This is a genomic window from Burkholderia sp. HI2761 (genome assembly GCF_002223355.1).
Taxonomy (GTDB): domain Bacteria; phylum Pseudomonadota; class Gammaproteobacteria; order Burkholderiales; family Burkholderiaceae; genus Burkholderia.
The window spans coordinates 21,591-45,888 of the sequence record NZ_NKFN01000004.1 but is presented as its reverse complement, the minus strand read 5'-3'; the positions used below and the strand labels follow the sequence as shown (position 1 = coordinate 45,888).

Genomic DNA, 24,298 nt, shown 5'->3' with positions numbered 1-24,298 from the left:
GTTTATAATCAAAGCAATTTTAAAGGATTCGAAGGTGGTTGTATGCTGGATCGTGAAGGCTTTCGCCCGAACGTCGGCATCATCCTCTTGAACGCGCGCAACGAGGTGTTTTGGGGCAAGCGGCTCCGCGAGCATTCCTGGCAGTTTCCTCAAGGTGGGATCAAGTACGGCGAGACCCCCATGCAGGCGATGTACCGGGAGCTGCACGAGGAAACGGGCCTGCATCCGGAACACGTCAAGATAATCGGCCGCACCCGCGACTGGTTGCGTTACGAGGTGCCTGACAAGTTCATCAAACGCGAAGTACGCGGTCATTACCGCGGCCAGAAGCAGATCTGGTTCCTGCTGCGGATGGTTGGACGCGATTGCGACATTTGCTTGCGCGCGACCGACCACCCGGAGTTCGATGCGTGGCGCTGGAACGAGTACTGGGTGCCGCTCGATGCGGTGATCGAGTTCAAGCGGGATGTCTATCAGTTGGCGCTGACGGAACTGTCGCGCTTCCTGCGCCGCCCGGCGCAGCGAGCCGAGAAGCCGCGCGGGCCGCGTGTGTCGCGCTATCCGCGCGTCATTGGCGCACAGGCCCAGACGCTGACGATTGTCGACACATCGGTGGTCTGTTCGGAGATTGAAATGGAGGCGAGCACGCTCGACGAGATGCCGCCCCAGGTGATCGTCGGCAAATGACGAGTCGGACTGCATGACCGGGCGCGACCTTGGTGTCGCGCCCTTTTTTTACGAGGAATGCATATTGAAAGCGATTGCTCTCGCGCTCGCATCGATCGCCGCGGTGGCCGCCCTGGCCGGCTGCGCGAACTCGAAAGCGCCGTCCAACAAGGATGACAGCGAGTTCGTGTACCTGCTCGACCGTCAGGGAACCTGGAAGGAAAACGCCGTCGACACGCTGCCCCCGCTGCCGCAAACGGGCGATCTGCTGCCGTTCAACGTGTCGCAGAACACGCCGCTCAAGTTCTTCGTCGATGCGAAGTCGCTCGAAGTCGGCACCGACGGCGTCGTGCGCTACGCAGTCGTCATCACGAGCCCGGCCGGTGCGCGCAACGTGAACTACGAAGGCATCCGCTGCGACACCTACGAATGGCGCCAGTACGCCGGCCTGAACTCCGACCACAACGGCTGGGATCGCACGGTCGAGAACGACTGGCGGCGCATCGAGAACGGCGAGCTGAACGCCTACCACTCCGCGCTCTACCAGGACTATTTCTGCTCGAACAAGATGCCGCAGGGCTCGACCCGGCAGATTCTCGAAAACATCCGGTTCCACCGCACCGCGATGACGCAGTTGCGCTGATGGCACGCGATGCGGGCCGCCCGTATCGTCCCGCCGCACAAAAAAGCCCGCATCGCGCGGGCTTTTTCATTTGAACGATGGCATTCGGCCGGCGATCACACCAGCACGAGGTTGTCGCGATGAATCAGTTCGGGCTCCAGCATGTAGCCGAGCACGGTCTCGATCTCGCCGCTCGGCTTGCGGTGAATCAGCTTCGTTTCCGCGCTGCTGTAGTTCGTGAGCCCGCGCGCGACCTCGCGCCCGTCCGGGCCGACACACGCGATGACCTCGCCGCGCGCGAACGCGCCCTGCACGTCGATCACGCCGATCGGCAGCAGGCTCTTGCCGCCGGCCGTCAGCTTCTCGACCGCGCCCGCGTCGATCACGACGTGGCCGCGCACCTGCAGGTGGTCGGCCATCCATTGCTTGCGTGCCGCCATCCGCGCGGTACGTGCGATCAGTTGCGTGCCGATCGCCTCGCCGGCCGCCAGACGCACGAGCACGTCGGCCTCCCGGCCGCTCGCGATCACGGTATTCGCGCCGCTGTGCGCCGCACGCTTCGCCGCGAGGATCTTCGTCAGCATCCCGCCGCGACCGAGACTCGAACCGGCCCCGCCCGCCATCGCCTCGAGCTCCGGTGCGCCCGCATTGGCTTCGCCGACGAGCGTCGCGTTCGGGTCCTTGCGCGGATCGGCCGTGAACAGCCCGGTCTGGTCCGTGAGGATGATCAGTGCATCGCCTTCGATCAGGTTCGCGACGAGTGCGCCAAGCGTGTCGTTGTCGCCGAACTTGATTTCGTCGGTGACGACCGTGTCGTTCTCGTTGATGATCGGCACGACGCCGAGCCGCAGCAGCGTGAGCAGCGTCGATCGCGCATTCAGGTAGCGCTCGCGATCGGCCAGATCGGCGTGCGTGAGCAGGATCTGCGCGGTGCGGATGCCGTGCTCGGTGAAGCGGCTTTCGTAGACTTGCGCGAGCCCCATCTGGCCGACCGCGGCCGCAGCCTGCAGTTCATCGATTTCCCGCGGGCGCTTGCTCCAGCCGAGCCGCTGCATGCCTTCGGCAATCGCGCCCGAACTGACCAGCACGACTTCCTTACCCTGCGCACGCAGCGCAGCGATCTGAGCGGCCCAGCGGCCGATTGCAGCATGATCGAGCCCCTTGCCGTCGTTGGTCACGAGGCTGGAGCCCACCTTCACCACCAATCGCTTCGAATCCGCGATGATCGAACGCATCCTGCACTGTCTCCTGTATCTGATGCCTGCCCGGCCGGGCGCGATTGAACGCCAACGCCGGGCGGCACGCCCGGCGCGTTACGCACCGTTCAGGCGTCGTCGTCCGGCGCCGCACCGCCCTTCGCCGGCGGCGCATCGCGGAAACGCACGTCCGCCGCGAGATCCTCCTCTTCCGCCGCGCGATGCGCGTCCGAATGTTCGGAGAGGTAGTCGTAGATCGCGTAGCACAGCGCTTCGCAGCCCTGGCCCGTCAGCGCCGAGATCTCGAACACGGGGCCGTCCCAACCAAAGCGGTCGAGGAAATCGGCGACGCGCGCCTCGCGCTCGTCTTCCGGCACCATGTCAAGCTTGTTGAGCACGAGCCAGCGCGGCTTCTCGTAGAGCGCCTCGTCGTACTTGCGCAGTTCGCCGACGATCGCCGTCGCTTCCGCGACCGGATCGACGCTTTCGTCGAACGGCGCGAGATCGACCAGATGCAGCAGCACGCCGGTACGCTGCAGGTGACGCAGGAATTGGTGCCCGAGGCCCGCGCCTTCGGCGGCACCTTCGATCAGCCCCGGGATATCGGCGATCACGAAGCTCTTGCTCGGGCCGACACGCACCACGCCGAGATTCGGCGCGAGCGTCGTGAACGGGTAGTCGGCGATCTTCGGCTTCGCGTTCGACACCGACGAGATGAAGGTCGACTTGCCCGCGTTCGGCATGCCGAGCAGGCCGACGTCGGCGAGTACCTTCAGCTCGAGCTTCAGCATGCGCCGCTCGCCCGGCTTGCCGTCCGTCTTCTGGCGCGGCGCGCGGTTCGTACTCGACTTGAAATGCAGGTTGCCGAGACCGCCGGCGCCGCCCTGCGCGAGCATCACCTGCTGGTCGTGCTCGGTCAGATCGGCGATCAGCTCGCCCGTATCCATGTCGCTGATGACCGTGCCGACCGGCATGCGCAGCGTGACATCGTCGCCGCCCTTGCCGTAGCAATCCGAGCCGCGACCGTTTTCGCCGTTGCGCGCGAGGTGCTTCTTCGCGTAACGGTAGTCGATCAGCGTGTTGATGTTGCGGTCGGCGATCGCGTAAACGCTGCCGCCCCGGCCGCCGTCGCCACCGTCCGGCCCGCCGAACGGGACGAATTTCTCGCGGCGCATCGACGCGCTGCCATCGCCTCCGTCGCCGGCGATGACTTCGATTCGTGCTTCGTCAATGAACTTCATTCGTCACTCCGCCCAGTATTTCCGCTATTGTGCCGCGCGCCGGCACGCTTGAACAATCTGCCGTTCGGCCGATCGCATGCCGGTTGCGCGAGGGTCGCCGGCACGCAAATGCGCCCGGCGACCCAATAAAAAAGGCCCCGCGAAGACTGCGGGGCCTTTCGGCTACGAAGCCCGTGAGTGCCTAAACTTAGGCAGCCGCCGGGACGACGATGACCAGATGCTTCTTGTCCGCGCCCTTCGTCGCGAACTTGACGTGACCGTCGATCAGCGCGAACAGGGTGTGATCCTTGCCCATGCCGACGTTCTCGCCAGCGTGCATGCGCGTACCGCGCTGACGCACGATGATGCCGCCGGCATTGATCGCCTGGCCGCCGTACACTTTCACGCCGAGACGTTTCGACTCGGAGTCGCGGCCGTTCCGGGAAGAGCCGCCTGCCTTTTTGTGTGCCATCTGATTGCTCCTTAACCGAGGCGCTTACGCATTGATCGCGTCGATGCGCAGCTCAGTGTAGTTCTGGCGGTGGCCGCCATGCTTTTGGTAGTGCTTCCGGCGACGCATCTTGAAGATGGTGACCTTGGCATGACGACCGTGCGACACAACGGTGGCCTTGACGGAAGCCCCACTGACCAGCGGCGCACCGAACTTAATCGATTCGCCTTCGCCCACTGCGAGAACCTGGTCGAGCGTGATTTCAGCGTCAATGTCAGCCGGTATCTGTTCTACTTTGAGTTTTTCGCCAACGGCAACCTTGTACTGCTTGCCGCCGGTTTTTATGACCGCGTACATTGAGAACCTCACTCTGGATCCAATTTTTCCGCACACCACGCGCGGAAAACACGTGATTATACATGGGCTTAGCACCCAAGTCAAAGCCGATCGACGATTGCCGCGCGCGGGCCTCGGCCGGACGGCCAAAAATCGCGCCGCGGCGCGTCTGACAGACCGGCATATCGCGGATTCGACTTATAATCCGCGGCATCACCCAATTCCATCATCATGTCGTCGTCCACCGCCTCCCCCACCCTCAGCGCCGCCCACCTGCTCGCCCCGATCGCCAGCGACATGGAGCAGGTGAATCGCGTTATCCGGCAAAGCCTCGCGTCCGACGTGCTGCTGATCAACCAGATCGCCGAGTACATCATCGGTGCGGGCGGCAAGCGGCTGCGTCCGGCGCTGCTGCTGCTCGTCGCCGGCGCGCTCGGCGAAACGTCGCACCAGCGGCACGTGCTGGCCGCCGTCGTCGAGTTCATCCACACGGCCACGCTGCTGCATGACGACGTCGTCGACGAATCCGAGCTGCGCCGCGGCCGCCAGACTGCCAATGCGCTGTTCGGCAACGCGGCGAGCGTGCTGGTGGGCGATTACCTCTACTCGCGCTCGTTCGAGATGATGGTCGGCGTCGGCAAGATGCGCGTGATGGAAATCCTGTCCGAAGCGACGACGATCATTTCGGAAGGCGAGGTGCTGCAGCTCCTCAACATGCACGACGCGGACGTCGACGAGGCGCGCTACATGCAGGTGATCCGCTACAAGACGGCGAAGCTGTTCGAGGCGTCGGCGCGGCTGGGTGCGGTGCTCGCGGGCGCCGATGCGCCGACCGAGGCCGCCGCCGCCGAATACGGCCGCCGGATCGGCACCGCGTTCCAGATCATGGACGACTGGCTCGACTATGCAGGTACCGCCGAGGCGATGGGCAAGAATGCCGGCGACGATCTCCGCGAAGGCAAGCCGACGCTGCCGCTCATCTATCTGATCGAGCGCGGCACGCCCGAACAGTCGGCGCTCGCACGCGAGGCGATCGAACAGGGCGGCACCGATCGCTTCGACACGATTTTCGAAGCGATCACGCGCTCGGGCGCACTCGATCACACGCTCGAATGCGCACGCCAGGAAGCGCAGGCGGCGGCCGCGGCGATTGCCGCGTTTCCCGATTCGATCTACAAGGAAAGCCTGCTCGGGTTGTGCTCGTATTCGACGTCGCGTCAATCGTAAACACGCCGCGAACGGGAAGCGATGTCTTGTCTCGAAAATTTTCTTCGTCCAAGTATTCCCTTTTAGAAAAAACATCGTTATAGTTACGTTCTTGCTTGAGACGACGCAGAAAATCTTCACGAAGACGGCGAAGTCCGAGGAGCAAAAATCGGGGTGTAGCTTAGCCTGGTAGAGCGCTACGTTCGGGACGTAGAGGCCGGAGGTTCGAATCCTCTCACCCCGACCAGATTTAAAAAAACCGTGCACCGCGTGCACGGTTTTTTTTCGTCCGGCCGCCGCGAGCCCCGTGTCGCGCGCGACACATCGCGGTCGCCGGCCTCTGCTATATTTCCCCCATCCCTGTCCTTCACTGCCCTTTCCAACGCGTGGACCAAATTCCCTTATGGGCGCAAATCGGCGCCGTCTTCCTGCTTCTCCTCTGTTCCAGCTTCTTTTCCATTTCCGAGACCGCGATGATGGCGCTCAATCGCCATCGGCTGAAGCATCTCGCCGGCCAGGGCGCCCTCGGCGCGAAAACCACGCAGGGGCTGCTCACGCGCACTGACTTGCTGCTCAGCGTGATCCTGATCGGCAACAACCTGTTCAACACGATCATCCCGGTCCTCACGACGTCGCTCGCGCTCCACACGTTCGGCCGCAACAACCTCGCGCTGTCGATCGCGACCGGCATCGTCGCGTTCCTGATCATCGTGTTCGCGGAAATCGCGCCGAAGATCGTCGGCGCGACGTTCCCCGAACGTATCGCGCTGCCCGCGAGCCTGGTGATCGCCCCGCTGATGCGCGTGTTCAAGCCCGTCGTCTGGTTCGTCAATGCGCTCGCAAACGGCGTGCTGTGGGTGCTGCGCATCAACACGAAGAAGGGTCGCGACCAGCGGATGTCGGCCGACGAGCTGCGGGCCATCGTGCTCGAGTCGAGCAGTTTCATGCCGACCAAGCACCGCAGCATCCTGCTCAACCTGTTCGACCTCGAGAACATCACGGTCGACGACGTGATGGTGCCGCGCCGCCAGATCGAGTCGCTCAACTTCTACGCGCCGCTCGACGACATCCTGCATCAGCTCGAAACCTGCTATCACAACCGGCTGGTCGTCTACGAAGGCGACATCGACAAGGTGCTCGGTGTGCTGCACGTGCGCAAGACGCTCACCGCGCTGCACAACCAGGATTTCGATCGCGAGACGCTGCGCGCGCTGCTCGCCGAACCGTACTACGTGCCGTCGGGCACGCCGGTGGTCCAGCAGCTCCAGTTCTTCCAGGAAATCCGGCAGCGCACCGCGCTCGTCGTCAACGAGTACGGCGAACTCGAAGGGCTCGTCACGCCCGAGGACATCATCGAGGAACTGATCGGCGAATTCACGACGTCGATGCCGCGCAGCGAACGCGCGGGCGGCTGGGACGAGAACGGCGAATGCATCGTCTCGGCCAGCATGCCGCTGCGCGAACTGAACCGCTGGCTGCACCTGAAACTGCCGACCGACGGGCCGAAGACGCTGAACGGACTGGTACTCGAGATCCTCGAGGAAATTCCGGAAGACGACGTGTGCGTGAAAATCGGCGACGTGATGCTCGAAGTGATGCGCAGCGACGATCAGGCAGTACGCACCGTCAAGCTCTTCAAGCCGCGCGGCACACGCACCGGACGCGCCGCCTCGCGCTAGGGCCTGTTCACGCTGATAACGGGCTTGCGCTGGCCCTAACCGAACGGCCGACTGCCGGCGCCGTCCGCGACGCGCGATCATCTGCGCATCACGGTCAACAGGCGGCCAGCGTGCCGGCTCACATGCATTTCCCTTCCCCCGGGGCGCCGCTGCGCACGCAGTCGTCGCCCGCGCATTCCGACGCGCCGCCCGCCGCCGCGCCCCCTGCACTCGATGCGGCCCAGCTCGACGATGCCCCCGCCGTACGCCTGCTGACGGACACGCTCCATGCGGCGCGCGTGCGCGACGCGTCGGACATCCACGTCGAGCCGTTCGAAGCCGGCTGGCGCATCCGTCTGCGCGTCGACGGCGTGCTGCATGAACAGGCGCGACCGCCGCTGCACCTGCGCGATGCGCTCGTCACGCGGATCAAGGTGCTCTCGCGCATGGACATCGCCGAGCGGCGGCTTCCGCAGGACGGCCGGCTGCGCATCGCGATCGACGGCGGCACGCGCGGCGACTACCGCGTCAGTTCGCTGCCCACGCTGTTCGGCGAAAAGCTCGTGCTGCGGCGGCTCGAAACGCTGCCGCCCGATCTCACGCTTGCCAACCTCGGCTTCGACGCGCGGCAGGCGGCGGCGATGGAGGCCGCGATCCGCGCGCCGCATGGCCTCGTGCTCGTCACGGGCCCGACCGGCAGCGGCAAGACCCTATCGCTCTACTGCGCGCTGCAGATGCTCGATCGCGACGCGCACAACGTCTGCACGGTCGAGGATCCCGCCGAGATCCAGCTCGACGGGATCAACCAGGTCGGGGTCGCCGACAAGGCGGGGCTCACGTTCGCGACGGCGCTGCGCGCGCTGCTGCGGCAGGATCCGGACGTCATCATGGTCGGCGAGATTCGCGATGCGGAGACGGCCGATGTCGCGATCAAGGCCGCGCAGACCGGTCATCTCGTGCTGTCGACGCTGCACACGAACGACGCACCGGCCGCCGTCGCGCGGCTGCTCGACATCGGCGTCGCGCCGTACAACCTCGCCGCCGCGCTGCACCTCGTCACCGCGCAGCGTCTCGTCCGGCGCCTGTGCGTCGCCTGCCGCGTGCATTCGGACGCATCGGCACGCGCGCTGCGGGAAGCCGGCTGCGACCCGGCGGCGCTGGCGGCCGGATGGCGGCCGTTCGTCGCGCGCGGCTGCTCCGCCTGTCACGGGATCGGCTATCGCGGCCGCATCGGTCTACACCAGACGATGCCGGTATCGCCCGGGCTGGCCGAGCGCATCGTCGCGCGGGCGAGCGTCGGCGAACTCGCGCGATGCGTGGCGGCCGAGGGCGTGCGCACCCTGCGCGACGCGGCATTCGCGCGCGTCATGGACGGCACGACGAGCATCGCGGAAGCCGTCGCCGCCACACCCGCGGCATGAACATGCGCACGCCGCCGCGCGAAACCCGCTTTGCATGGCGCGGCCGCCATCGCGACGGCTCGCCGCGCCGCGGAATCGTCATCGCCTTCGACGCCGCGACCGCGCACGCCACGCTCGCGCGCGACGGCATCGCGGTACTGTCGCTCGACGTCCGCGGGCCGGCCCGTCCGCCCGTGGCGGCCGCACGCGACATCACGCGCTTCACGCGCCAGCTCGCGAGCCTGCTGCAAGCCGGCCTGCCGCTTGCGCCGTCGCTCGAGATGCTCGCGCGCACCCGCACGCGCGACGGTGTGCCGCGCATCGCCGCGGGGCTCGCGCGCGAGATCGTCGGCGGCCGGCGCTTCGCCGATGCGCTCGCACGCTATCCATCGCAGTTCGGCACGCTGTATCGCCAGTTGATCGAGGTCGGTGAGGCGTCCGGTTCGCTCGGCATCGTGCTGACGCGGATCGCGGAACACCGCGAGCGCGCCGATGCGCAATGGCGCAAGCTGCGCGCGGCACTCGCGTATCCGGCCGCCGTCATCCTGTTCGCGCTCGCGATCTCGGCGGCATTGATGGTGTGGGTCGTGCCAACCTTCCGGCAGACCTTCGACGGTTTCGGCGCCGCCCTGCCCGCACCGACCCGCGCACTGCTCGCGCTGTCCTCAGCGCTGTCGGCATGGGGTGGCGTGCTGCTGGCCGGCGCGGCCGCCGCGGGGCTCGTCGCACGGCACGCGCTTCGGCGCTCGGCCGCGCTGCGTCATGCGCTCGCACGGCGCCTGCTGCGCGCCCCGCTCGCGGGCAGCGCGCTGGAGCGGTTCGCGGCCGCACGCTGGTGCCGCTCGCTGGCGACCCTGCTCGGCGCCGGCGTGCCGCTCGCCGATGCATTCGCCACGCTCGAGCGCACGGCCGGCCATCCGGTGTTCGCGCACGCCACCGCGCACATCGCCGCACGCGTGTTGCGCGGCGCGCGTCTGGCCGATGCGATGCATTCAGCCGGCTGCTTTCCGGACGACGTCGTGCAACCGATCGCCGTCGCCGAGGAATCCGGTGCGCTCGACACGATGCTCGCCGACATCGCCGCGTCGTGCGAACGCCAGCTCGATGCGCGCCTCGATGCGCTCGCGGCGCTCGGCGAACCGTTGATCGTGATCGTCCTGGGCGCCCTCGTCGGCGGCCTCGTGATCGCGATGTACCTGCCGATCCTTCAACTCGGCAACGTGGTGTAGCATCGCAACCGATTCTGTCGCCTTTTAGTCCGAACCTTGAGCCTCATGACGCCAGCGCACCTGTCCGCCGTTTCCGATTCGCCCGAGGGCACGCTGCTCGCGCTGGCGATGCTGCCGCCCGCGCTGCAGTATGCGTTCGCGGTCGCCATCGGCCTTTGCATCGGCAGCTTCCTGAACGTGGTCGTGCACCGGCTGCCCGTGATGATGCAGCGCGCATGGCAGGCCGAGATCGCCGAGGCGACGGGCGCCGCGAGCGCCCCGCCCGACGACGGCTATCCGCCGCGCTACGATCTGTGGCGCCCCCGCAGCGCCTGCCCGCATTGCGGCCACGTATTGCGCGCCTGGGAGAATATCCCGGTCGTCAGCTACCTGATGCTGCGCGGGCGCTGCCGGCGCTGCGGCCATGCGATCGGCGTCCGTTACGTGCTCGTCGAACTCGCGTGCGCACTGCTCGCCGCCGCCTCGCTCGCGGCGTTCGGCCCGAGCGTCGCCGCGCTTGCCGCGTTCGCGCTGTGCGCGGCGCTGCTCGCGATGAGCGCGATCGATATCCGGACCGGCTACCTGCCCGACTCGATGACGCTGCCGCTGCTGTGGGCCGGGCTCGTGCTGAATCTCGGCGGCACCTTCACGTCGCTGCGCTCGGCCGTGATCGGCGCGATGGCCGGCTACCTGTTCCTGTGGTCGATCTACTGGCTGTTCAAATGGCTGCGCGGCATCGAGGGCATCGGTTTCGGCGACCTGAAGCTGCTTGCCGCGCTCGGCGCGTGGATGGGCTGGGCCGCGCTGCCGCAGGTCGTGCTGTTCGCGGCGGTGACCGGCGCGATCGTCGGGCTCGTCGCGACCTGGCGCGGCCGCATGCGCTTCGAGGAGCCGATTCCGTTCGGCCCGTTCCTCGCGGCCGGCGGCGTCGCCACGTTGTTTTTCGGCACCCCTTTCTATGCGGCGCTCGGAGGCTGACATGTTTTCCGTAGGACTCACGGGCGGCATCGGCAGCGGCAAGACGACCGTCGCCGACCTGTTCGGCGCCCGTGGCGCATCGCTCGTCGATACCGATCTGATTGCCCATCGCATCACCGCACCGGGCGGCCTCGCGATGCCGGCGATCGAACAAGCTTTCGGTCGCGGCTTCGTGGCCGCCGACGGCTCGCTCGATCGCGCGAAGATGCGCACGCTGATCTTCAGCGACGACGACGCGCGCCGGCGCCTCGAAGCGATCACGCACCCGTTGATCCGCGCGGAAACCGATCGCGAGGCACGCGAAGCACGGGGCCCGTACGTGATGTTCGTCGTGCCGCTGCTCGTCGAGTCGGGTACCTGGAAGGCGCGCAGCGATCGCGTGCTCGTCGTCGACTGCCCGGTCGAAACGCAAATTGCGCGCGTGATGCGGCGCAACGGTTTCACGCGCGAACAGGTCGAAGCGATCATCGCACGGCAGGCGACGCGCGAAGCACGCCTCGCGGCGGCCGACGACGTGATCGTCAATGACACGGTCACGCCCGCCGCGCTCGCCGCGCAGGTCGATGCACTGCACCAACGCTACGTCGGATTCGCGGCCGCCGCCCACTGAGCGTCGCGTGCAATCGTGATGGTGTACGAAATTGGCGCGTTGCTAGGGTAGAGAGGGGGCATTAGAATGTCCTTCATTGTTTCAATCCCTACCGAAGAGGCGAGCGCGCTTGATTCTTTACGAGTATCCGTTCAACGAGCGAATTCGCACGCTGTTGCGTCTCGAGGATCTGTTCGAGCGCTTCGCGTTCTTTTTGGCTCAGGAGGACCCGCGTGAACACCACGTCGCGTTGACGACGCTGTTCGAAATCGCCGAGGTAACGGGCCGCGCGGACCTGAAATCGGATCTGATGAAGGAGCTCGAACGTCAACGCCAGACGCTCGCCCCCTTTCGCGGCAATCCGGGCATCGAGCAGAACGCGCTCGAGGCCGTGCTCGGTGAAATCGAGCAGACGCTCGCGAATCTCGCGCAGATGCAGGGCAAGACCGGCCAGCACCTCGTCGACAACGAGTGGCTCGCCAGCATCCGCAGCCGCGCGGTGATTCCGGGCGGTACGTGCAAGTTCGACCTGCCGTCGTACTACGCGTGGCAGCAATGGCCCGCCGAGCAGCGGCGCCAGGACATCGCGAAGTGGATCCTGCCGATGCTGCCGTTGCGTGACGCCGCGGCGATCGTGCTACGGCTCGCGCGCGAATCGGGTCAGGCGTCGAAGGTCATGGCGATGCAGGGCAGCTACCAGCAGATGCTGTCCGGCCGCACCTACCAGCTGATGCAGGTACGGGTGCCGCCGGAGCTGCGCGTCATTCCCGAAGCGAGCGCCAACAAATACATGTTGTGGGTACGGTTCACCATGCAGGACGGCGATGTACGGCCGCGCGCGGTGGACATCGACGTGCCGTTCCATCTGACACTGTGTAATCTGTAACGGCCGCGTGCCGGATCAATGCTTTCGTATGACTACCGTCGTGAAATGTCCGTCGTGCGGCGCCGAAGTGCGCTGGACGCCTGAAAATCAGTTCCGTCCGTTCTGTTCGGCCCGCTGCAAGCAGCTCGACCTCGGCGCATGGGCCGCGGAAAAGTACCGGATCGGGGGCGCCGCCGACGAGGGTCCGTCGTCGGAAGAAGACGGCACCGACGGCCGTCGCGACAGCTGACCGGCACCACGCCGGCCCCCCGCGATATGGCCCGCCTTTCCGGCAGGCCGCCGCGGCGTCAGTGCGACGCCGCTTCCTTCTCGAGCAGTGCCAGCACCGGCAGCGCAGCCGGCAGCAGCGGCGCGACTTCGACCGGCAGTCGCTGCCATACGAACGCCTGCCCTTCCTTGCTGTGCGGCTCGCCCGTCCAGCCCGTCACCTTGCAGAAATAGAGCCGCACGTACGCGTGCGGATAATCGTGCTCGAGCGTGTGCCAGCGGTGGCTGGCCGTGACTTCGATGCCGAGTTCCTCATGGAGCTCGCGGGCAAGCGCGTCCTCGACGCTTTCGCCGGCCTCCAGCTTGCCGCCCGGAAACTCCCAGTAGCCTTCATACGGCTTGCCCTGCAGGCGTTGCGCGAGCAGATAACGGCCGTCCGGCTGCACCATTACGCCGACCGCGACTTCCGTCACCTTGCGGCCGTCCGGCGCCCGCACGGCGCCCTGTGCCAAGTTCGCGCTCATGCCTGCTCCTTGCGACCCGACCAGTCACGCGCGAACTGCCATGCGACGCGGCCCGAGCGCGAACCGCGCTCGAGCGCCCATACGAGCGCGTCGCCGCGTGCCGTCTCGATCTCCGCATCCGGGCAGCCGAAGTGACGCAGCCAGTGCGCGACGATGTCGAGGTAGTCGTCCTGCTTGAACGGATAGAAGCTGACCCACAGGCCGAAGCGCTCCGACAGCGAGATCTTCTCCTCGACGACTTCGCCGGGGTGAATCTCGCCGTCCGGGAGATGCTTGTACGACTCGTTGTCGCTCATGTACTCGGGCAGCAGATGGCGGCGGTTCGACGTCGCGTAGATCAGCACGTTGTCCGATTGCGCGGCGATCGACCCGTCGAGCGCGACCTTCAGCGCCTTGTAGCCCGATTCGCCATCCTCGAACGACAGGTCGTCGCAAAACACGATGAATCGCTCCGGACGCTGCGAGATCAGGTCGACGATATCGCCGAGATCGTGCAGGTCGTCCTTGTCGACTTCGATCAGGCGCAGCCCGTCGTTCGCGTACGCATTCAGGCACGCCTTGATCAGCGACGACTTGCCGGTACCGCGTGCGCCGGTCAACAGCACGTTGTTGGCCGGCTTGCGCTGCACGAACTGCCGCGTGTTCTGGTCGATCAGCGCTTTCTGGCGATCGATGTTGTGCAGGTCGCCGAGCGTGATCGACGACACGGCCGGCACCGGCTGCAGGTAACCGCGCCCCTGACGCTTGCGCCAGCGGAACGCGTGGGCCGCGTTCCAGTCGATGGCCGCCGGTGCAGGCGGCAGCATCCCTTCGAGACGGCCGAGCAGCGCTTCCGCGCGCGTCAGAAACTGTTCAAGCTTGTCCATGTCGTTCGAGCGCTCCCGATCAGGAGCGGTAATCCGCGTTGATACTCACGTAATCGTGCGACAGGTCGCACGTCCAGACGGTAGCCTGCGCGTCGCCACGGCCGAGCAGCACGCGGATCGTGATCTCGCTCTGCTTCATCACGCGCTGGCCGTCCTCTTCCTGGTAGGCCGGGTTGCGGCCGCCTGCCTTCGCGACGAGCACGTCGTCGAGATAGAGGTCGATCTTGCCGACGTCGAGATCCGCGACGCCCGCATAGCCGATCGCCGCGAGAATCCGGCCGAGGTTGGGGTCGGATGCGTAGAAGGCCGTCTTCACGAGCGGCGAATGGCCGATCGCGTACGCGATCTGGCGGCATTCGGCGACGCTCTTGCCGCCTTCGACCTGCACCGTCATGAATTTCGTCGCGCCTTCGCCGTCGCGCACGATCAGCTGCGACAGCACCTGCGCGACGTCCGTCACCGCGTCGCGCAGCGCCGCATAGGCCGGCGAATCGGTCGACGTGATCGCGGGCAGCGTGCTCTTGCCCGACGCGATCAGGATGAACGAGTCGTTCGTCGACGTGTCGCCGTCGATCGTGATGCAGTTGAACGAGCGGTCGGCCACTTCCTTCACGAGCGTGTCGAGCACCGGCTGCGCGACGTTCGCATCGAACGCGAGGAAGCCGAGCATCGTCGCCATGTTCGGCTTGATCATGCCCGCGCCCTTGCTGATGCCCGTGAGCGTGACCGTGTGACCGTCGATCGTCACCTGGCGCGACGTCGCCTTCGGCAGCGTGTCGGTCGTCATGATCGCCTGCGCGGCGTCGAACCAGTTCGCGGCCTTGCGGTTCGCGAGCGCGGCCGGCAGGCCGGCCTTCAGGCGGTCGATCGGCAGCGGCTCGAGGATCACGCCGGTCGAGAACGGCAGCACCTGCGCCGGCTCGATGCCCGCGAGACGCGCGAGTTCCGTGCAGGTCTCGCGTGTGTTCACGAGGCCCGGCTCGCCGGTGCCCGCGTTCGCATTGCCCGTATTCACGACCAGCGCGCGGATGCCCGCGCCGCCGGCCCGTACCTTCGCCAGGTGCTCGCGGCAAACGGTGACCGGCGCCGCGCAGAAACGGTTTTCGGTGAATACGCCCGCGACCGTCGCACCTTCGTCGACGGAGATGACCAGCACGTCCTTGCGATTCGGCTTGCGGATGTTCGCTTCCGCCCAGCCGAGCGTGACGCCGGCGACGGGATGCAGTTGGGCGGGATCGATCGACGGAAAATTGACAGCCATGGGGCACACCTGCCGGATGGAAAATGCCGGCACGCGCCGGCATCGATTGGAAGAACCGGCGGCCGCACGCGCGGGCCGCCGCAACTCACATCACTGACTCGAAGCTGCGAACGACGCGGCACGCGTGACGCGCGCCGCCGCCGATCATGACAGCTTCCCGTGACATTGTTTGTACTTCTTGCCGCTGCCGCACGGGCACGGGTCGTTGCGGCCGACCTTCGGCATTTCGCCGCCGGGGCCGCTGTGCGTCATCGCGCTGCCGACCATGTCGGCCGTCGCCGTGGCCGCCGCGGCCGCCGTGACGTTCGCCACCGGCGCGCCGCCGTCCGCGTAGTCGGCGTGCTGGTATTCGACGTTCTCGAGATGACCGCCGCGCTCCTCGATCTGCTCGGCCGCTTCCTCGAGCTGCTCCGGCGACTGGATCTGCACGTTCATCACGATGCGCGTGACTTCCTGCTTGATCGCGTCGAGCATCGCGGCGAACAGCTCGAACGCCTCGCGCTTGTATTCCTGCTTCGGGTTCTTCTGCGCATAGCCGCGCAGGTGGATGCCCTGGCGCAGGTGGTCGAGCGCCGCGAGGTGCTCGCGCCACAGGCGGTCGACCGTCTGCAGCATCACCGAACGCTCGAACGCGCTGAACGATTCGCGGCCGACCATCGCGACCTTCGACTCGTACTGCTCGTCGGCGGCCGTCATCACCGCGTCGAGGATCTCCTCGGCCGTGATCGACGACGACTCGTTCACCATTTCCTGGATCGCGAGGTCGAGCTGCCAGTCGTTGCGCAGCGCTTCCTCGAGCTCGGGCACGTCCCACTGCTCTTCGATGCTGCCTTCCGGCACGAACTGGCGGACGACTTCGGTAACCACGCCGTGACGCATCGCGGTGATCGTCTCGGTGATGTCGTGCGCTTCGAGCAGTTCGTTGCGCTGCTGGTAAATCACCTTGCGCTGGTCGTTCGACACGTCGTCGTATTCGAGCAGCTGCTTGCGGATGTCGAAGTTGCGCGCTTCGACCTTGCGCTGCGCCGATTCGATCGACCGCGTGACGATGCCCGCCTCGATCGCCTCGCCTTCCGGCATCTTCAGGCGATCCATGATCGAGCGCACGCGGTCGCCCGCGAAGATGCGCAGCAGCGGATCGTCGAGCGACAGGTAGAAGCGCGACGAGCCCGGATCGCCCTGACGGCCCGCACGGCCGCGCAGCTGGTTGTCGATGCGGCGCGATTCGTGGCGCTCGGTGCCGATGATGTGCAGGCCGCCCGCGGCCTTCACCTGCTCGTGCAGCGTTTCCCACTCGTCGTGCAGCTTCTGGATGCGACGCGCCTTTTCGTCGGCCGGGATCGCATCGTCGGCCTCGATGAACGCAGCCTGCTTCTCGGCATTGCCGCCGAGCACGATGTCGGTGCCGCGACCGGCCATGTTGGTCGCGATCGTCACGCGGTTCGGACGACCGGCTTCCGCGACGATCGCCGCTTCACGCTCGTGCTGCTTCGCGTTCAGCACTTCGTGCGGCAACCCGGCCTGCTTCAGCAGGTGCGACAGCAGTTCGGAGTTCTCGATCGACGTCGTGCCGACCAGCACCGGCTGGCCGCGCTCGTAGCAGTCGCGGATATCGCGGATCACCGCGTCGTAGCGCTCCTTGGCCGTCTTGTAGATCTGGTCCTGCTTGTCGATCCGTTTCGGCGGGCGGTTGGTCGGGATCACGACCGTCTCGAGGCCGTAGATCTCGTTGAATTCGTATGCTTCGGTGTCCGCGGTACCGGTCATGCCGGCCAGCTTCGCGTACATCCGGAAGTAGTTCTGGAACGTGATCGACGCGAGCGTCTGGTTCTCGCTCTGGATCTTCACGTGCTCCTTCGCCTCGACGGCCTGGTGCAGCCCGTCGGACCAGCGGCGACCGGCCATCAGGCGGCCCGTGAATTCGTCGACGATGACCACTTCGCCGTTCTGCACGACGTAGTGCTGATCCTTGTGGAACAGCGTGTGGGCGCGCAGCGCCGCGTATACGTGGTGCATCAGCGTGATGTTCTGCGGCGCGTAGAGGCTCTCGCCCTCGCCGATCAGGCCCCACTCGGCGAGCAGGCGCTCGGCCTTCTCGTGGCCCGATTCCGTCAGGAACACCTGGCGCGCCTTCTCGTCGAGCGTGTAGTCGCCCGGCTTCTCGACGCCCGTGCCGTCGGCCTTCTCTTCGCCGATCTGGCGCTCGAGCAGCGGCGGCAGCGCGTTCATCCGCACGTACAGCTCGGTGTGATCCTCGGCCTGGCCCGAAATGATCAGCGGCGTACGCGCTTCGTCGATCAGGATCGAGTCCACTTCGTCGACAACCGCGAAGTTCAGGGCCCGCTGCACGCGCGCGTCGGTCTCGTAGACCATGTTGTCGCGCAGGTAGTCGAAGCCGAATTCGTTGTTCGTGCCGTACGTGATGTCCGCCGCGTACGCCTGCTGCTTCTGGTCGTGCTCCATGCCGGACAGGTTGATGCCGACCGACAGACCGAGGAAGTTGTACAGGCGCGCCATCCATTCGGCGTCGCGCTGCGCGAGGTAATCGTTGACGGTCACGACGTGCACGCCGCGGCCGGCCAGCGCATTCAGGTACACGGGCAGCGTCGCGACGAGCGTCTTGCCCTCGCCGGTGCGCATTTCCGCGATCTTGCCGTAGTGGAGCACCATGCCGCCGATCATCTGCACGTCGAAGTGCCGCATCTTCAGCACGCGTCGGCTCGCCTCGCGACAGACCGCGAAGGCCTCGGGCAGCAGCTTGTCGAGCGACTCGCCGGCCGCGACCCGCTGGCGGAATTCGTCCGTCTTGCCGCGCAACTGGTCGTCCGTCAGCTTCTCGATCTGCGTTTCGAGCGCATTGATCGTCGTGACGGTCTTTTGGTATTGCTTGACGAGCCGCTGGTTGCGGCTGCCAAAAATTTTCTGGAGAAAACCGGTTGTCATCGGATCGGATCCTGCGTCGCAGCACCGGCGCCCGGCGCGTGTTGCGCGCCCCGGCGCCCGAGCCTCGGCGGCTTAGCGAATTAGTGGACTCAAACGTCGAATTTTAGCACGCGGGGACGCGTGCGCCTGCGTCCCGGCCAGCCGGGCATTGCGCGCCCAAGCCGGGCGCACGGGGGCGAAAGCCGCCCGTGCGCGGGCCGGCGCGGGTACAATCGGCTGCAACGTCCGCGCGCGTGCGCGCTCGAAGAAAGCCTCGATGAACCGATTTTCCAAGCGTTTCGGCCCGCTCGCCGCCTATCGCCCGCAACCCGTGTCCGAAGTGCTCGGTCGTACCGACGCATTCGCGGCGCTGCGCGCCGGCGTCGAGCAGATCGCGTCGCTGCAGCGCGACCTGGGCGCGTGCCTGCCCGACTATCTCGCGAATCACGTCGAACCGGGCTTCATCAAGGATGGCACCCTGACCCTCTTTGCCGCGCACAATGCGCTGGCCGCCCGATTGCGACAGGTCGAAGTGCGGCTGCTCGGCGATCTCCAGAAGCGCGGCTGGCCCGTGACGACGCTGCGCGTGCGCGTGCGGCCGAAGGACGCGCCGGAGCCGCCGCAGGTGAAGCAGGCGCGGATGACCTCGACCGGCGCCGCCGCGCTGCGCGACCTCGCCGACCACCTCGAACCGTCGCCGCTGCAGGCCGCGCTCGCGCGGATGGCGGCACGGCACGGCGCGAAGCCGCGTTGACCGCACGGGCCGCGGGCGGCCCCCAGCCAACAAAAAAGCGACCCGAGGGTCGCTTTTTTATCGCTTGCGCTGAACGCCGGTCACGCGAAGGCCGTCTGCGCGTCGAACGCAAAGCCTTTCGGCGCAGCCTGCGGATCGTCGAACGTCACGATCTCGTACGCGTCCTCGTGTGCGAGCAACTCGCGCAGCAACGCGTTGTTCAGGCCGTGGCCCGACTTGTACGCGGTGTACGAGGCCAGCAGCGGGTGGCCGATCACGTACAGGTCGCCGATCGCGTCGAGCATCTTGTGCTTCACGAACTCGTCGTCGTAGCGCAGCCCGTCGTTGTTCAGGATCCGGTACTCGTCGAGCACGATCGCGTTGTCCATGCTGCCGCCGCGCGCCAGGCCGATCTCGCGCAGCATCTCGGCCTCGTGCGCGAAGCCGAACGTGCGCGCGCGCGCGATCTCGCGCACGTACGACGTCGTCGCGAAATCGACTTCGAGCTCCTGGCCCGTCTTGTCGACGGCCGGGTGGCGGAAGTCGATCGAGAACTTCAGCTTGAAGCCGAAATACGGATCGAGACGCGCGAACTTGTCGCCATCGCGGATTTCGACCGGCTTCTTCACCTTGATGAAGCGCTTCGGCGCGTTCTGCTCCTCGATGCCGGCGGACTGGATCAGGAACACGAACGTGGCGGCGCTGCCGTCCATGATCGGGATTTCCTCGGCCGTCACGTCGACATACAGGTTGTCGATGCCGAGACCCGCACACGCGGACATCAGGTGTTCGACCGTCGACACGCGCACGCCATCCTTCTGCAGCACCGACGCGAGCCGCGTGTCGCCGATCGACATCGCCGATGCGGGAATGTCGACCGGCGTGGGCAGGTCGACGCGTGAAAAAACGATGCCCGTGCCGGGGGCGGCGGGACGGAGCGTCAACTCGATCTTGCGGCCCGAGTGGACACCGATACCCACGGTCTTCACGATGGATTTGATGGTGCGCTGCTTCAACATGGTCTTCTTCGTCTTGATTGAAGATATCAATCAGGAGTTATATTCGATAGACGAGATTATAGCGTAATTCCCTATTCAACGCTGTCTGAAACTGCGTATCAATCTGTTTCGACAGTTTACCCGCGCCGATACGGGACGGGCCGATGCCCGGAACGGAGGCGTTTCCGGTCATCGGCCCGTGTTACAACTGCCCTGAGGCTTGGCGAGCAACGTTGCCGGAAGGCAACGGCGCACCGCACGATCAGGACGTCAACGTCGCGAGAACACTCGCCGCATCGCTCACTTCGAATTTGCCCGGCGCCTCGACGGCCAGCGTCTTGACCACACCGCCGTCGATCACCATCGCGTAGCGCAGGGAACGAATTCCCATGCCACGCGCGGACAAATCCTGCGTCAGCCCCAGCGCATGAGTGAAAGCCGCGCTACCGTCCGCCATCATGCGCACCTTGCCCGCGGTGTGCAGATCACGTCCCCATGCGCCCATCACGAATGCGTCGTTGACGGACACGCACCAGATCTCGTCGATCCCCGCCGCGCGCAGTTGCTCGGCGTGCTCGACGTAGCCCGGTACATGCTGCGCCGAGCAGGTCGGCGTGAAAGCGCCCGGCAATCCGAAGATCACCACCCGCTTTCCCGCAACCTGGTCGCGCACGCTGCAGGCGTTCGGCCCCAGCGTGCACCCTTCGCGCGCCTCGTCGATGAACTCGAACAATTGCGCGTCGGGCAGCGCGTCGCCCACTTGAATCATGGCTGGTCCCTCATAGCGATACGGTTTTTCAGCGTGTTGCGGACAGCGCGGCCCATCCCGCCTCGCTCGAGCGAAGAGGGCACCTTTCCCGGCCCGGCGTCGCATCCGACGCGGCCTGTCGTGGTCCGTAGCATCCGTCACGCCGGCGATACCGCGGCAGTTTCGCCGCGGCTTCGCCTGTGTTTGCGTCAGTCAGCCTGCTTGCGCAGGAAAGCCGGGATGTCGTACGTGTCGACACCCTTCTCCTGCAGCGCCTGCACGTGCGATGCCGCGGTTTCGCGCGAATTGCGCCACACCGCCGGCGTATCGAGCGCGCCGTAGTCGGCCGTGCTGACGTGATGCGGCTGCGCATAGCCGTGCGACACCGCGCTGACCGGCTGATTGTCCGTACCCGTGCGCAGCAGCGTCATCGGAGCCGACTGCTGCTTCTTCGCCGCACGGCCCAGACCCGTCGCCACGACCGTCACGCGCAGTGCATCGCCCATCGCGTCGTCGTACACCGCACCGAAGATCACCGTCGCATCTTCCGCCGCGTAGCTCTTGATCGTGTTCATCACTTCGCGCGTTTCCGACAGGCGCAGCGAACGGCTCGACGTGATGTTGACCAGCACGCCGCGCGCACCCGACAGATCGACGCCTTCGAGCAGCGGGCTCGCCACGGCCTGTTCCGCCGCGAGGCGCGCGCGATCGACGCCGGCGACCGTCGCCGTGCCCATCATCGCCTTGCCCTGCTCGCCCATCACCGTCTTCACGTCTTCGAAGTCGACGTTCACGAGGCCGTCGACGTTGATGATTTCCGCGATACCTGCCACCGCGTTGTTCAACACGTCGTCCGCGCACTGGAAGCACTTGTCCATCTCGGCGTCGTCGCCCATCACGTCGAACAGCTTGTCGTTCAGCACGACGATCAGCGAGTCGACGTGATCCTCCAGTTGCTGCGAGCCTGCTTCGGCGACGCGCATGCGCTTGCCGCCTTCGAACTCGAACGGCTTGCTGACGACACCGACCGTCAGAATGCCCATCTCCTTCGCGATCTGCGCGACCACCGGTGCCGCGCCCGTGCCCGTGCCGCCACCCATGCCGGCCGTGATGAACACCATGTGCGCGCCGCGCAGTGCGTCGGCGATGCGCTCACGCGCTTCCTCCGCTGCCGCACGCCCCATTTCCGGCTTCGCACCGGCGCCAAGACCCGTGTTGCCGAGCTGGATCACCGACGATGCGCGCGAACGCGACAGCGCCTGGGCGTCCGTGTTCATCACGATGAAGTCGACGCCCTGCACGCCGCGATTGATCATGTGCTGGACGGCATTGCCGCCAGCGCCGCCAACGCCGACCACCTTAATGATGGTGCCGTTGGTTTCGGTTTCCAGCATTTCGAATTCCATTGTTGCCTCCGTCAAGAGAATGACTGCTACTCGGCCGTTATTCGGCAGGAGATCGGGCAACCCCCTGTCGCGCGCCAGCCGCCGGCACCAGCGCGAATTTCGATTCGATTTGTCCCCAAGAAAACGCCGGGCCGCCCCAGGTTTTCCTGGCCCCTCAGGGGGCAGGCTCGGCATGCCGAGCCGTGGGGATACTTAAAAATTGCTCAGGAACCATTCCTTCATCCGCGAGAACACCTGCCCCGCGTTGCCGGACTGCACGGCGACCTTGCGGCCGCGCATGCGCTGCGCACTGCCTTCGACGAGCAGCCCCATCGCCGTCGAGTAGCGCGGATTGCGCACGACGTCGGAAAGACCGCCCGCATATTCCGGCGCACCGATGCGCACCGGCTTCAGGAAAATGTCCTCGCCGAGCTCGACCATGCCCGGCATCATCGACGCGCCGCCGGTAATGACCACGCCGGAGCTCAGGAGTTCTTCGTAACCCGATTCGCGCACGACCTGCTGCACGAGCGAGAACAGTTCCTCGACGCGCGGCTCGATCACGGCCGCGAGCGCCTGACGCGACAGCGTGCGCGGGCCGCGTTCGCCGAGGCCCGGCACTTCCACCATTTCGTCCGGATCGGCGAGCGCCTGCTTCGCGATCCCGTAGCCGACCTTGATGTCTTCCGCATCCGGCGTCGGCGTGCGCAGCGCCATCGCGATGTCGCTCGTGATCTGGTCGCCGGCGATCGGAATCACCGCCGTGTGGCGGATCGCGCCTTCGGCGAAGATCGCGATGTCCGTCGTGCCGCCGCCGATGTCGACCAGCACCACGCCGAGATCCTTCTCGTCTTCGGTCAGCACCGCGAGCGACGACGCGAGCGGCTGCAGGATCAGGTCGTTCACTTCCAGCCCGCAGCGGCGCACGCACTTGACGATGTTCTGTGCGGCGCTCACCGCGCCCGTCACGATGTGCACCTTCACTTCCAGCCGGATGCCGCTCATCCCGATCGGCTCGCGCACGTCTTCCTGGCCGTCGATGATGAATTCCTGCGTGAGGATGTGCAGCACCTGCTGGTCGGTCGGGATGTTGATCGCCTTCGCGGTCTCGATCACGCGCGCGACGTCCGTCTGCGTGACTTCCTTGTCCTTGATCGCGACCATCCCGCTCGAGTTGAAGCTGCGGATGTGGCTGCCCGCGATCCCCGTGAACACGTTGGTGATCTTGCAGTCGGCCATCAGCTCGGCTTCCTCGAGCGCGCGCTGGATCGACTGCACGGTGGCCTCGATGTTCACCACCACGCCTTTCTTCAGACCCTTCGACTCGCTCTGGCCGAGACCGATCACCTCGTAGTGACCCTCGCCCTTCAGCTCGGCGACGATGGCCACCACCTTCGACGTGCCGATGTCGAGGGAAACCAGCAGATCCTTGTAGTCTTTGCTCATAAAGTGCTCTTGCGTGTGATCTCTCGTTACTTCTTGCGCTTGTCGGTATCGGTCAGGAACCGCATGCCTGCCGCGCGAATCGCGAATCCGTTCGGATAACGCAGATCCGCGTACTCGATGTCGTTGCCCCAACGCTCCGTGACGGCCGGCCACGCGGCGACCAGGCGCTGGCTCCGGTCATGCAGCGTGTCGCTGTTACGCTCCTTGCCCAGCTCCACCTGCATGCCGTTCGACAGCTTCACCGTCCACGCGTACCGCGCCGACAGCGTCACTTCTTCCGGCGCCGCCTTCAGCGGCGCAAACCATTTCCCGAAGTCGCGATACCGCGTGACGACTTCCTTCGCACTCCCCTCCGGGCCGTCGAACGCCGGCAGTTCCTGCTCCAGCTCGCCCTGGTTCGCGGTGAACAGTTCGCCGTCCACGCTCACGAGCTGATCGCTGCCCCAGGTCCCGAGCGGTTTGTACTCCTCGAGCGTGACAGCCAGCGCATTCGGCCACACCCGGCGCACGCTCGCGTGACGCACCCACGGCATCTGCTCGAACGCCGCGCGCGCCGTATCGAGATCGACCGTGAAGAAATTGCCCTTCAGCCGGCCGACCACGCCCGCGCGCACCGTCGGCGAATTGATGTGCTCGGTGTCGCCGTCGATCCGGATTTCCCGCAGCGCGAACGTCGGGCGCTGGATCAGCCAGTAGCAGCCGGCCGCCGCCAACACGAGCAGCAGCAGCGCGTACAGCGCGCTGGCGGCAAGGTTGAGTTGGCGAACGTTGTTCCACATACGTCGTTCCGTT

Annotated in this window: 24 protein-coding genes and 1 tRNA gene; 12 read left to right on the top strand and 13 right to left on the bottom strand. The window is 66.1% G+C overall.

The features are described 5' to 3' along the window. Positions 1-42 precede the first annotated feature (42 nt). Together CFB46_RS06745 and CFB46_RS06740 are read left to right on the top strand one after the other, a co-directional pair. Complete coding sequence (locus CFB46_RS06745) at positions 43-687, top strand: RNA pyrophosphohydrolase (protein WP_027783477.1); 645 nt, start codon at positions 43-45, stop codon at positions 685-687. Positions 688-700: 13 nt separating this feature from the next. Beyond that, positions 701-1,309, top strand: coding sequence for a CNP1-like family protein (locus CFB46_RS06740; protein WP_089499586.1), 609 nt, complete (start codon positions 701-703; stop codon positions 1,307-1,309). 95 nt (positions 1,310-1,404) lie between these two features. Here the strand turns inward: CFB46_RS06740 and proB are convergent, their stop codons facing one another. From proB to rplU, 4 genes are all read right to left on the bottom strand, one after another. Beyond that, positions 1,405-2,523, bottom strand: a complete 1,119-nt coding sequence (gene proB / locus CFB46_RS06735) for a glutamate 5-kinase (RefSeq protein WP_027783475.1) — start codon at positions 2,521-2,523, stop codon at positions 1,405-1,407. 89 nt (positions 2,524-2,612) lie between these two features. Further along, positions 2,613-3,725 (bottom strand): Obg family GTPase CgtA, encoded by a 1,113-nt coding sequence (gene cgtA / locus CFB46_RS06730; RefSeq protein WP_089499585.1) that lies wholly within the window; start codon positions 3,723-3,725, stop codon positions 2,613-2,615. A 187-nt stretch (positions 3,726-3,912) separates the two neighbouring features. Then, positions 3,913-4,176, bottom strand: coding sequence for a 50S ribosomal protein L27 (rpmA, locus tag CFB46_RS06725; RefSeq protein ID WP_027783473.1), 264 nt, complete (start codon positions 4,174-4,176; stop codon positions 3,913-3,915). 24 nt (positions 4,177-4,200) lie between these two features. Further along, positions 4,201-4,512, bottom strand: a complete 312-nt coding sequence (gene rplU / locus CFB46_RS06720; protein ID WP_027783472.1) for a 50S ribosomal protein L21 — start codon at positions 4,510-4,512, stop codon at positions 4,201-4,203. A 210-nt stretch (positions 4,513-4,722) separates the two neighbouring features. Between rplU and CFB46_RS06715 the strand changes: the two genes are divergently transcribed. The 9 genes from CFB46_RS06715 to CFB46_RS06675 all read left to right on the top strand — a co-directional run bounded on the left by CFB46_RS06715 (position 4,723) and on the right by CFB46_RS06675 (position 12,645). Beyond that, on the top strand, positions 4,723-5,718 hold the full coding sequence (locus CFB46_RS06715; protein ID WP_059500917.1) for a polyprenyl synthetase family protein: 996 nt from the start codon (positions 4,723-4,725) through the stop codon (positions 5,716-5,718). Positions 5,719-5,867: 149 nt separating this feature from the next. Continuing rightward, positions 5,868-5,944, top strand: a tRNA-Pro gene (locus CFB46_RS06710). A 139-nt stretch (positions 5,945-6,083) separates the two neighbouring features. Then, positions 6,084-7,376: an HlyC/CorC family transporter gene (locus CFB46_RS06705; RefSeq protein WP_089499584.1), complete on the top strand. Its 1,293-nt coding sequence runs from the start codon at positions 6,084-6,086 to the stop codon at positions 7,374-7,376. 122 nt (positions 7,377-7,498) lie between these two features. Beyond that, positions 7,499-8,776: a GspE/PulE family protein gene (locus CFB46_RS06700; RefSeq protein WP_089499583.1), complete on the top strand. Its 1,278-nt coding sequence runs from the start codon at positions 7,499-7,501 to the stop codon at positions 8,774-8,776. Continuing rightward, complete coding sequence (locus tag CFB46_RS06695; RefSeq protein ID WP_089499582.1) at positions 8,773-9,984, top strand: type II secretion system F family protein; 1,212 nt, start codon at positions 8,773-8,775, stop codon at positions 9,982-9,984. Before CFB46_RS06700 ends, CFB46_RS06695 begins: the two co-directional genes overlap by 4 nt. Before the next feature lie 45 nt (positions 9,985-10,029). After that, positions 10,030-10,941 carry a prepilin peptidase gene (locus CFB46_RS06690; RefSeq protein WP_089499581.1) on the top strand — a complete coding sequence of 304 codons (912 nt, stop codon included), beginning with the start codon at positions 10,030-10,032 and terminating at the stop codon, positions 10,939-10,941. Position 10,942: 1 nt separating this feature from the next. Continuing rightward, positions 10,943-11,551, top strand: a complete 609-nt coding sequence (coaE, locus tag CFB46_RS06685) for a dephospho-CoA kinase (protein ID WP_089499580.1) — start codon at positions 10,943-10,945, stop codon at positions 11,549-11,551. Positions 11,552-11,660: 109 nt separating this feature from the next. Then, positions 11,661-12,416: a cell division protein ZapD gene (gene zapD / locus CFB46_RS06680; RefSeq protein WP_027783465.1), complete on the top strand. Its 756-nt coding sequence runs from the start codon at positions 11,661-11,663 to the stop codon at positions 12,414-12,416. Positions 12,417-12,444: 28 nt separating this feature from the next. Then, positions 12,445-12,645, top strand: coding sequence for a DNA gyrase inhibitor YacG (locus CFB46_RS06675; protein ID WP_089499579.1), 201 nt, complete (start codon positions 12,445-12,447; stop codon positions 12,643-12,645). A gap of 58 nt (positions 12,646-12,703) precedes the next feature. On the opposite strand, the gene CFB46_RS06670 is transcribed toward CFB46_RS06675, so the two are convergent. From CFB46_RS06670 to secA, 4 genes are all read right to left on the bottom strand, one after another. Then, on the bottom strand, positions 12,704-13,147 hold the full coding sequence (locus CFB46_RS06670; RefSeq protein ID WP_089499578.1) for an NUDIX domain-containing protein: 444 nt from the start codon (positions 13,145-13,147) through the stop codon (positions 12,704-12,706). Next, entirely contained in the window at positions 13,144-14,013 is an 870-nt protein-coding gene (locus CFB46_RS06665; protein ID WP_027783462.1) for an ATP-binding protein, read from the bottom strand. The genes CFB46_RS06670 and CFB46_RS06665 overlap by 4 nt, the downstream gene beginning before the upstream one ends. Before the next feature lie 19 nt (positions 14,014-14,032). Then, positions 14,033-15,274, bottom strand: coding sequence for a bifunctional glutamate N-acetyltransferase/amino-acid acetyltransferase ArgJ (argJ, locus tag CFB46_RS06660; protein WP_027783461.1), 1,242 nt, complete (start codon positions 15,272-15,274; stop codon positions 14,033-14,035). Between the two features lie 144 nt (positions 15,275-15,418). Then, positions 15,419-18,217, bottom strand: coding sequence for a preprotein translocase subunit SecA (gene secA / locus CFB46_RS06650; RefSeq protein WP_027783460.1), 2,799 nt, complete (start codon positions 18,215-18,217; stop codon positions 15,419-15,421). A gap of 256 nt (positions 18,218-18,473) precedes the next feature. On the opposite strand from secA, the gene CFB46_RS06645 reads away from it, so the two are divergent. After that, positions 18,474-18,950, top strand: coding sequence for a DUF721 domain-containing protein (locus CFB46_RS06645; protein WP_027783459.1), 477 nt, complete (start codon positions 18,474-18,476; stop codon positions 18,948-18,950). 80 nt (positions 18,951-19,030) lie between these two features. On the opposite strand, the gene lpxC is transcribed toward CFB46_RS06645, so the two are convergent. The 5 genes from lpxC to CFB46_RS06615 all read right to left on the bottom strand — a co-directional run bounded on the left by lpxC (position 19,031) and on the right by CFB46_RS06615 (position 24,285). Continuing rightward, positions 19,031-19,948, bottom strand: coding sequence for a UDP-3-O-acyl-N-acetylglucosamine deacetylase (gene lpxC, locus CFB46_RS06640; RefSeq protein WP_006487145.1), 918 nt, complete (start codon positions 19,946-19,948; stop codon positions 19,031-19,033). Between the two features lie 241 nt (positions 19,949-20,189). Continuing rightward, positions 20,190-20,696: a peroxiredoxin gene (locus CFB46_RS06635; protein ID WP_089499577.1), complete on the bottom strand. Its 507-nt coding sequence runs from the start codon at positions 20,694-20,696 to the stop codon at positions 20,190-20,192. A 188-nt stretch (positions 20,697-20,884) separates the two neighbouring features. Then, on the bottom strand, positions 20,885-22,081 hold the full coding sequence (gene ftsZ / locus CFB46_RS06630; RefSeq protein ID WP_006477012.1) for a cell division protein FtsZ: 1,197 nt from the start codon (positions 22,079-22,081) through the stop codon (positions 20,885-20,887). A gap of 192 nt (positions 22,082-22,273) precedes the next feature. Further along, a complete protein-coding gene (gene ftsA, locus CFB46_RS06620; RefSeq protein WP_006487138.1) occupies positions 22,274-23,506 on the bottom strand; it encodes a cell division protein FtsA in 1,233 nt (410 codons plus the stop codon). A gap of 26 nt (positions 23,507-23,532) precedes the next feature. Beyond that, the gene (locus tag CFB46_RS06615) at positions 23,533-24,285 is read right to left on the bottom strand and encodes a cell division protein FtsQ/DivIB (protein WP_006477014.1); all 753 of its coding nucleotides are present in this window, start codon (positions 24,283-24,285) and stop codon (positions 23,533-23,535) included. Positions 24,286-24,298: the final 13 nt, after the last annotated feature.

Coding starts and splice junctions, on each gene's coding strand:
- CFB46_RS06615 (WP_006477014.1), bottom strand. CDS start 24,285: ATGTGGAACAACGTTCGCCAACTCAACCTTGCCGCCAGCGCGCTGTAC.
- rpmA (WP_027783473.1), bottom strand. CDS start 4,176: ATGGCACACAAAAAGGCAGGCGGCTCTTCCCGGAACGGCCGCGACTCC.
- CFB46_RS06670 (WP_089499578.1), bottom strand. CDS start 13,147: ATGAGCGCGAACTTGGCACAGGGCGCCGTGCGGGCGCCGGACGGCCGC.
- secA (WP_027783460.1), bottom strand. CDS start 18,217: ATGACAACCGGTTTTCTCCAGAAAATTTTTGGCAGCCGCAACCAGCGG.
- CFB46_RS06675 (WP_089499579.1), top strand. CDS start 12,445: ATGACTACCGTCGTGAAATGTCCGTCGTGCGGCGCCGAAGTGCGCTGG.
- CFB46_RS06745 (WP_027783477.1), top strand. CDS start 43: ATGCTGGATCGTGAAGGCTTTCGCCCGAACGTCGGCATCATCCTCTTG.
- CFB46_RS06700 (WP_089499583.1), top strand. CDS start 7,499: ATGCATTTCCCTTCCCCCGGGGCGCCGCTGCGCACGCAGTCGTCGCCC.
- CFB46_RS06695 (WP_089499582.1), top strand. CDS start 8,773: ATGAACATGCGCACGCCGCCGCGCGAAACCCGCTTTGCATGGCGCGGC.
- rplU (WP_027783472.1), bottom strand. CDS start 4,512: ATGTACGCGGTCATAAAAACCGGCGGCAAGCAGTACAAGGTTGCCGTT.
- CFB46_RS06715 (WP_059500917.1), top strand. CDS start 4,723: ATGTCGTCGTCCACCGCCTCCCCCACCCTCAGCGCCGCCCACCTGCTC.
- CFB46_RS06690 (WP_089499581.1), top strand. CDS start 10,030: ATGACGCCAGCGCACCTGTCCGCCGTTTCCGATTCGCCCGAGGGCACG.
- CFB46_RS06635 (WP_089499577.1), bottom strand. CDS start 20,696: ATGATTCAAGTGGGCGACGCGCTGCCCGACGCGCAATTGTTCGAGTTC.
- ftsA (WP_006487138.1), bottom strand. CDS start 23,506: ATGAGCAAAGACTACAAGGATCTGCTGGTTTCCCTCGACATCGGCACG.
- argJ (WP_027783461.1), bottom strand. CDS start 15,274: ATGGCTGTCAATTTTCCGTCGATCGATCCCGCCCAACTGCATCCCGTC.
- cgtA (WP_089499585.1), bottom strand. CDS start 3,725: ATGAAGTTCATTGACGAAGCACGAATCGAAGTCATCGCCGGCGACGGA.
- proB (WP_027783475.1), bottom strand. CDS start 2,523: ATGCGTTCGATCATCGCGGATTCGAAGCGATTGGTGGTGAAGGTGGGC.
- lpxC (WP_006487145.1), bottom strand. CDS start 19,948: ATGTTGAAGCAGCGCACCATCAAATCCATCGTGAAGACCGTGGGTATC.
- ftsZ (WP_006477012.1), bottom strand. CDS start 22,081: ATGGAATTCGAAATGCTGGAAACCGAAACCAACGGCACCATCATTAAG.
- CFB46_RS06740 (WP_089499586.1), top strand. CDS start 701: ATGACCGGGCGCGACCTTGGTGTCGCGCCCTTTTTTTACGAGGAATGC.
- coaE (WP_089499580.1), top strand. CDS start 10,943: ATGTTTTCCGTAGGACTCACGGGCGGCATCGGCAGCGGCAAGACGACC.
- CFB46_RS06665 (WP_027783462.1), bottom strand. CDS start 14,013: ATGGACAAGCTTGAACAGTTTCTGACGCGCGCGGAAGCGCTGCTCGGC.
- CFB46_RS06645 (WP_027783459.1), top strand. CDS start 18,474: ATGAACCGATTTTCCAAGCGTTTCGGCCCGCTCGCCGCCTATCGCCCG.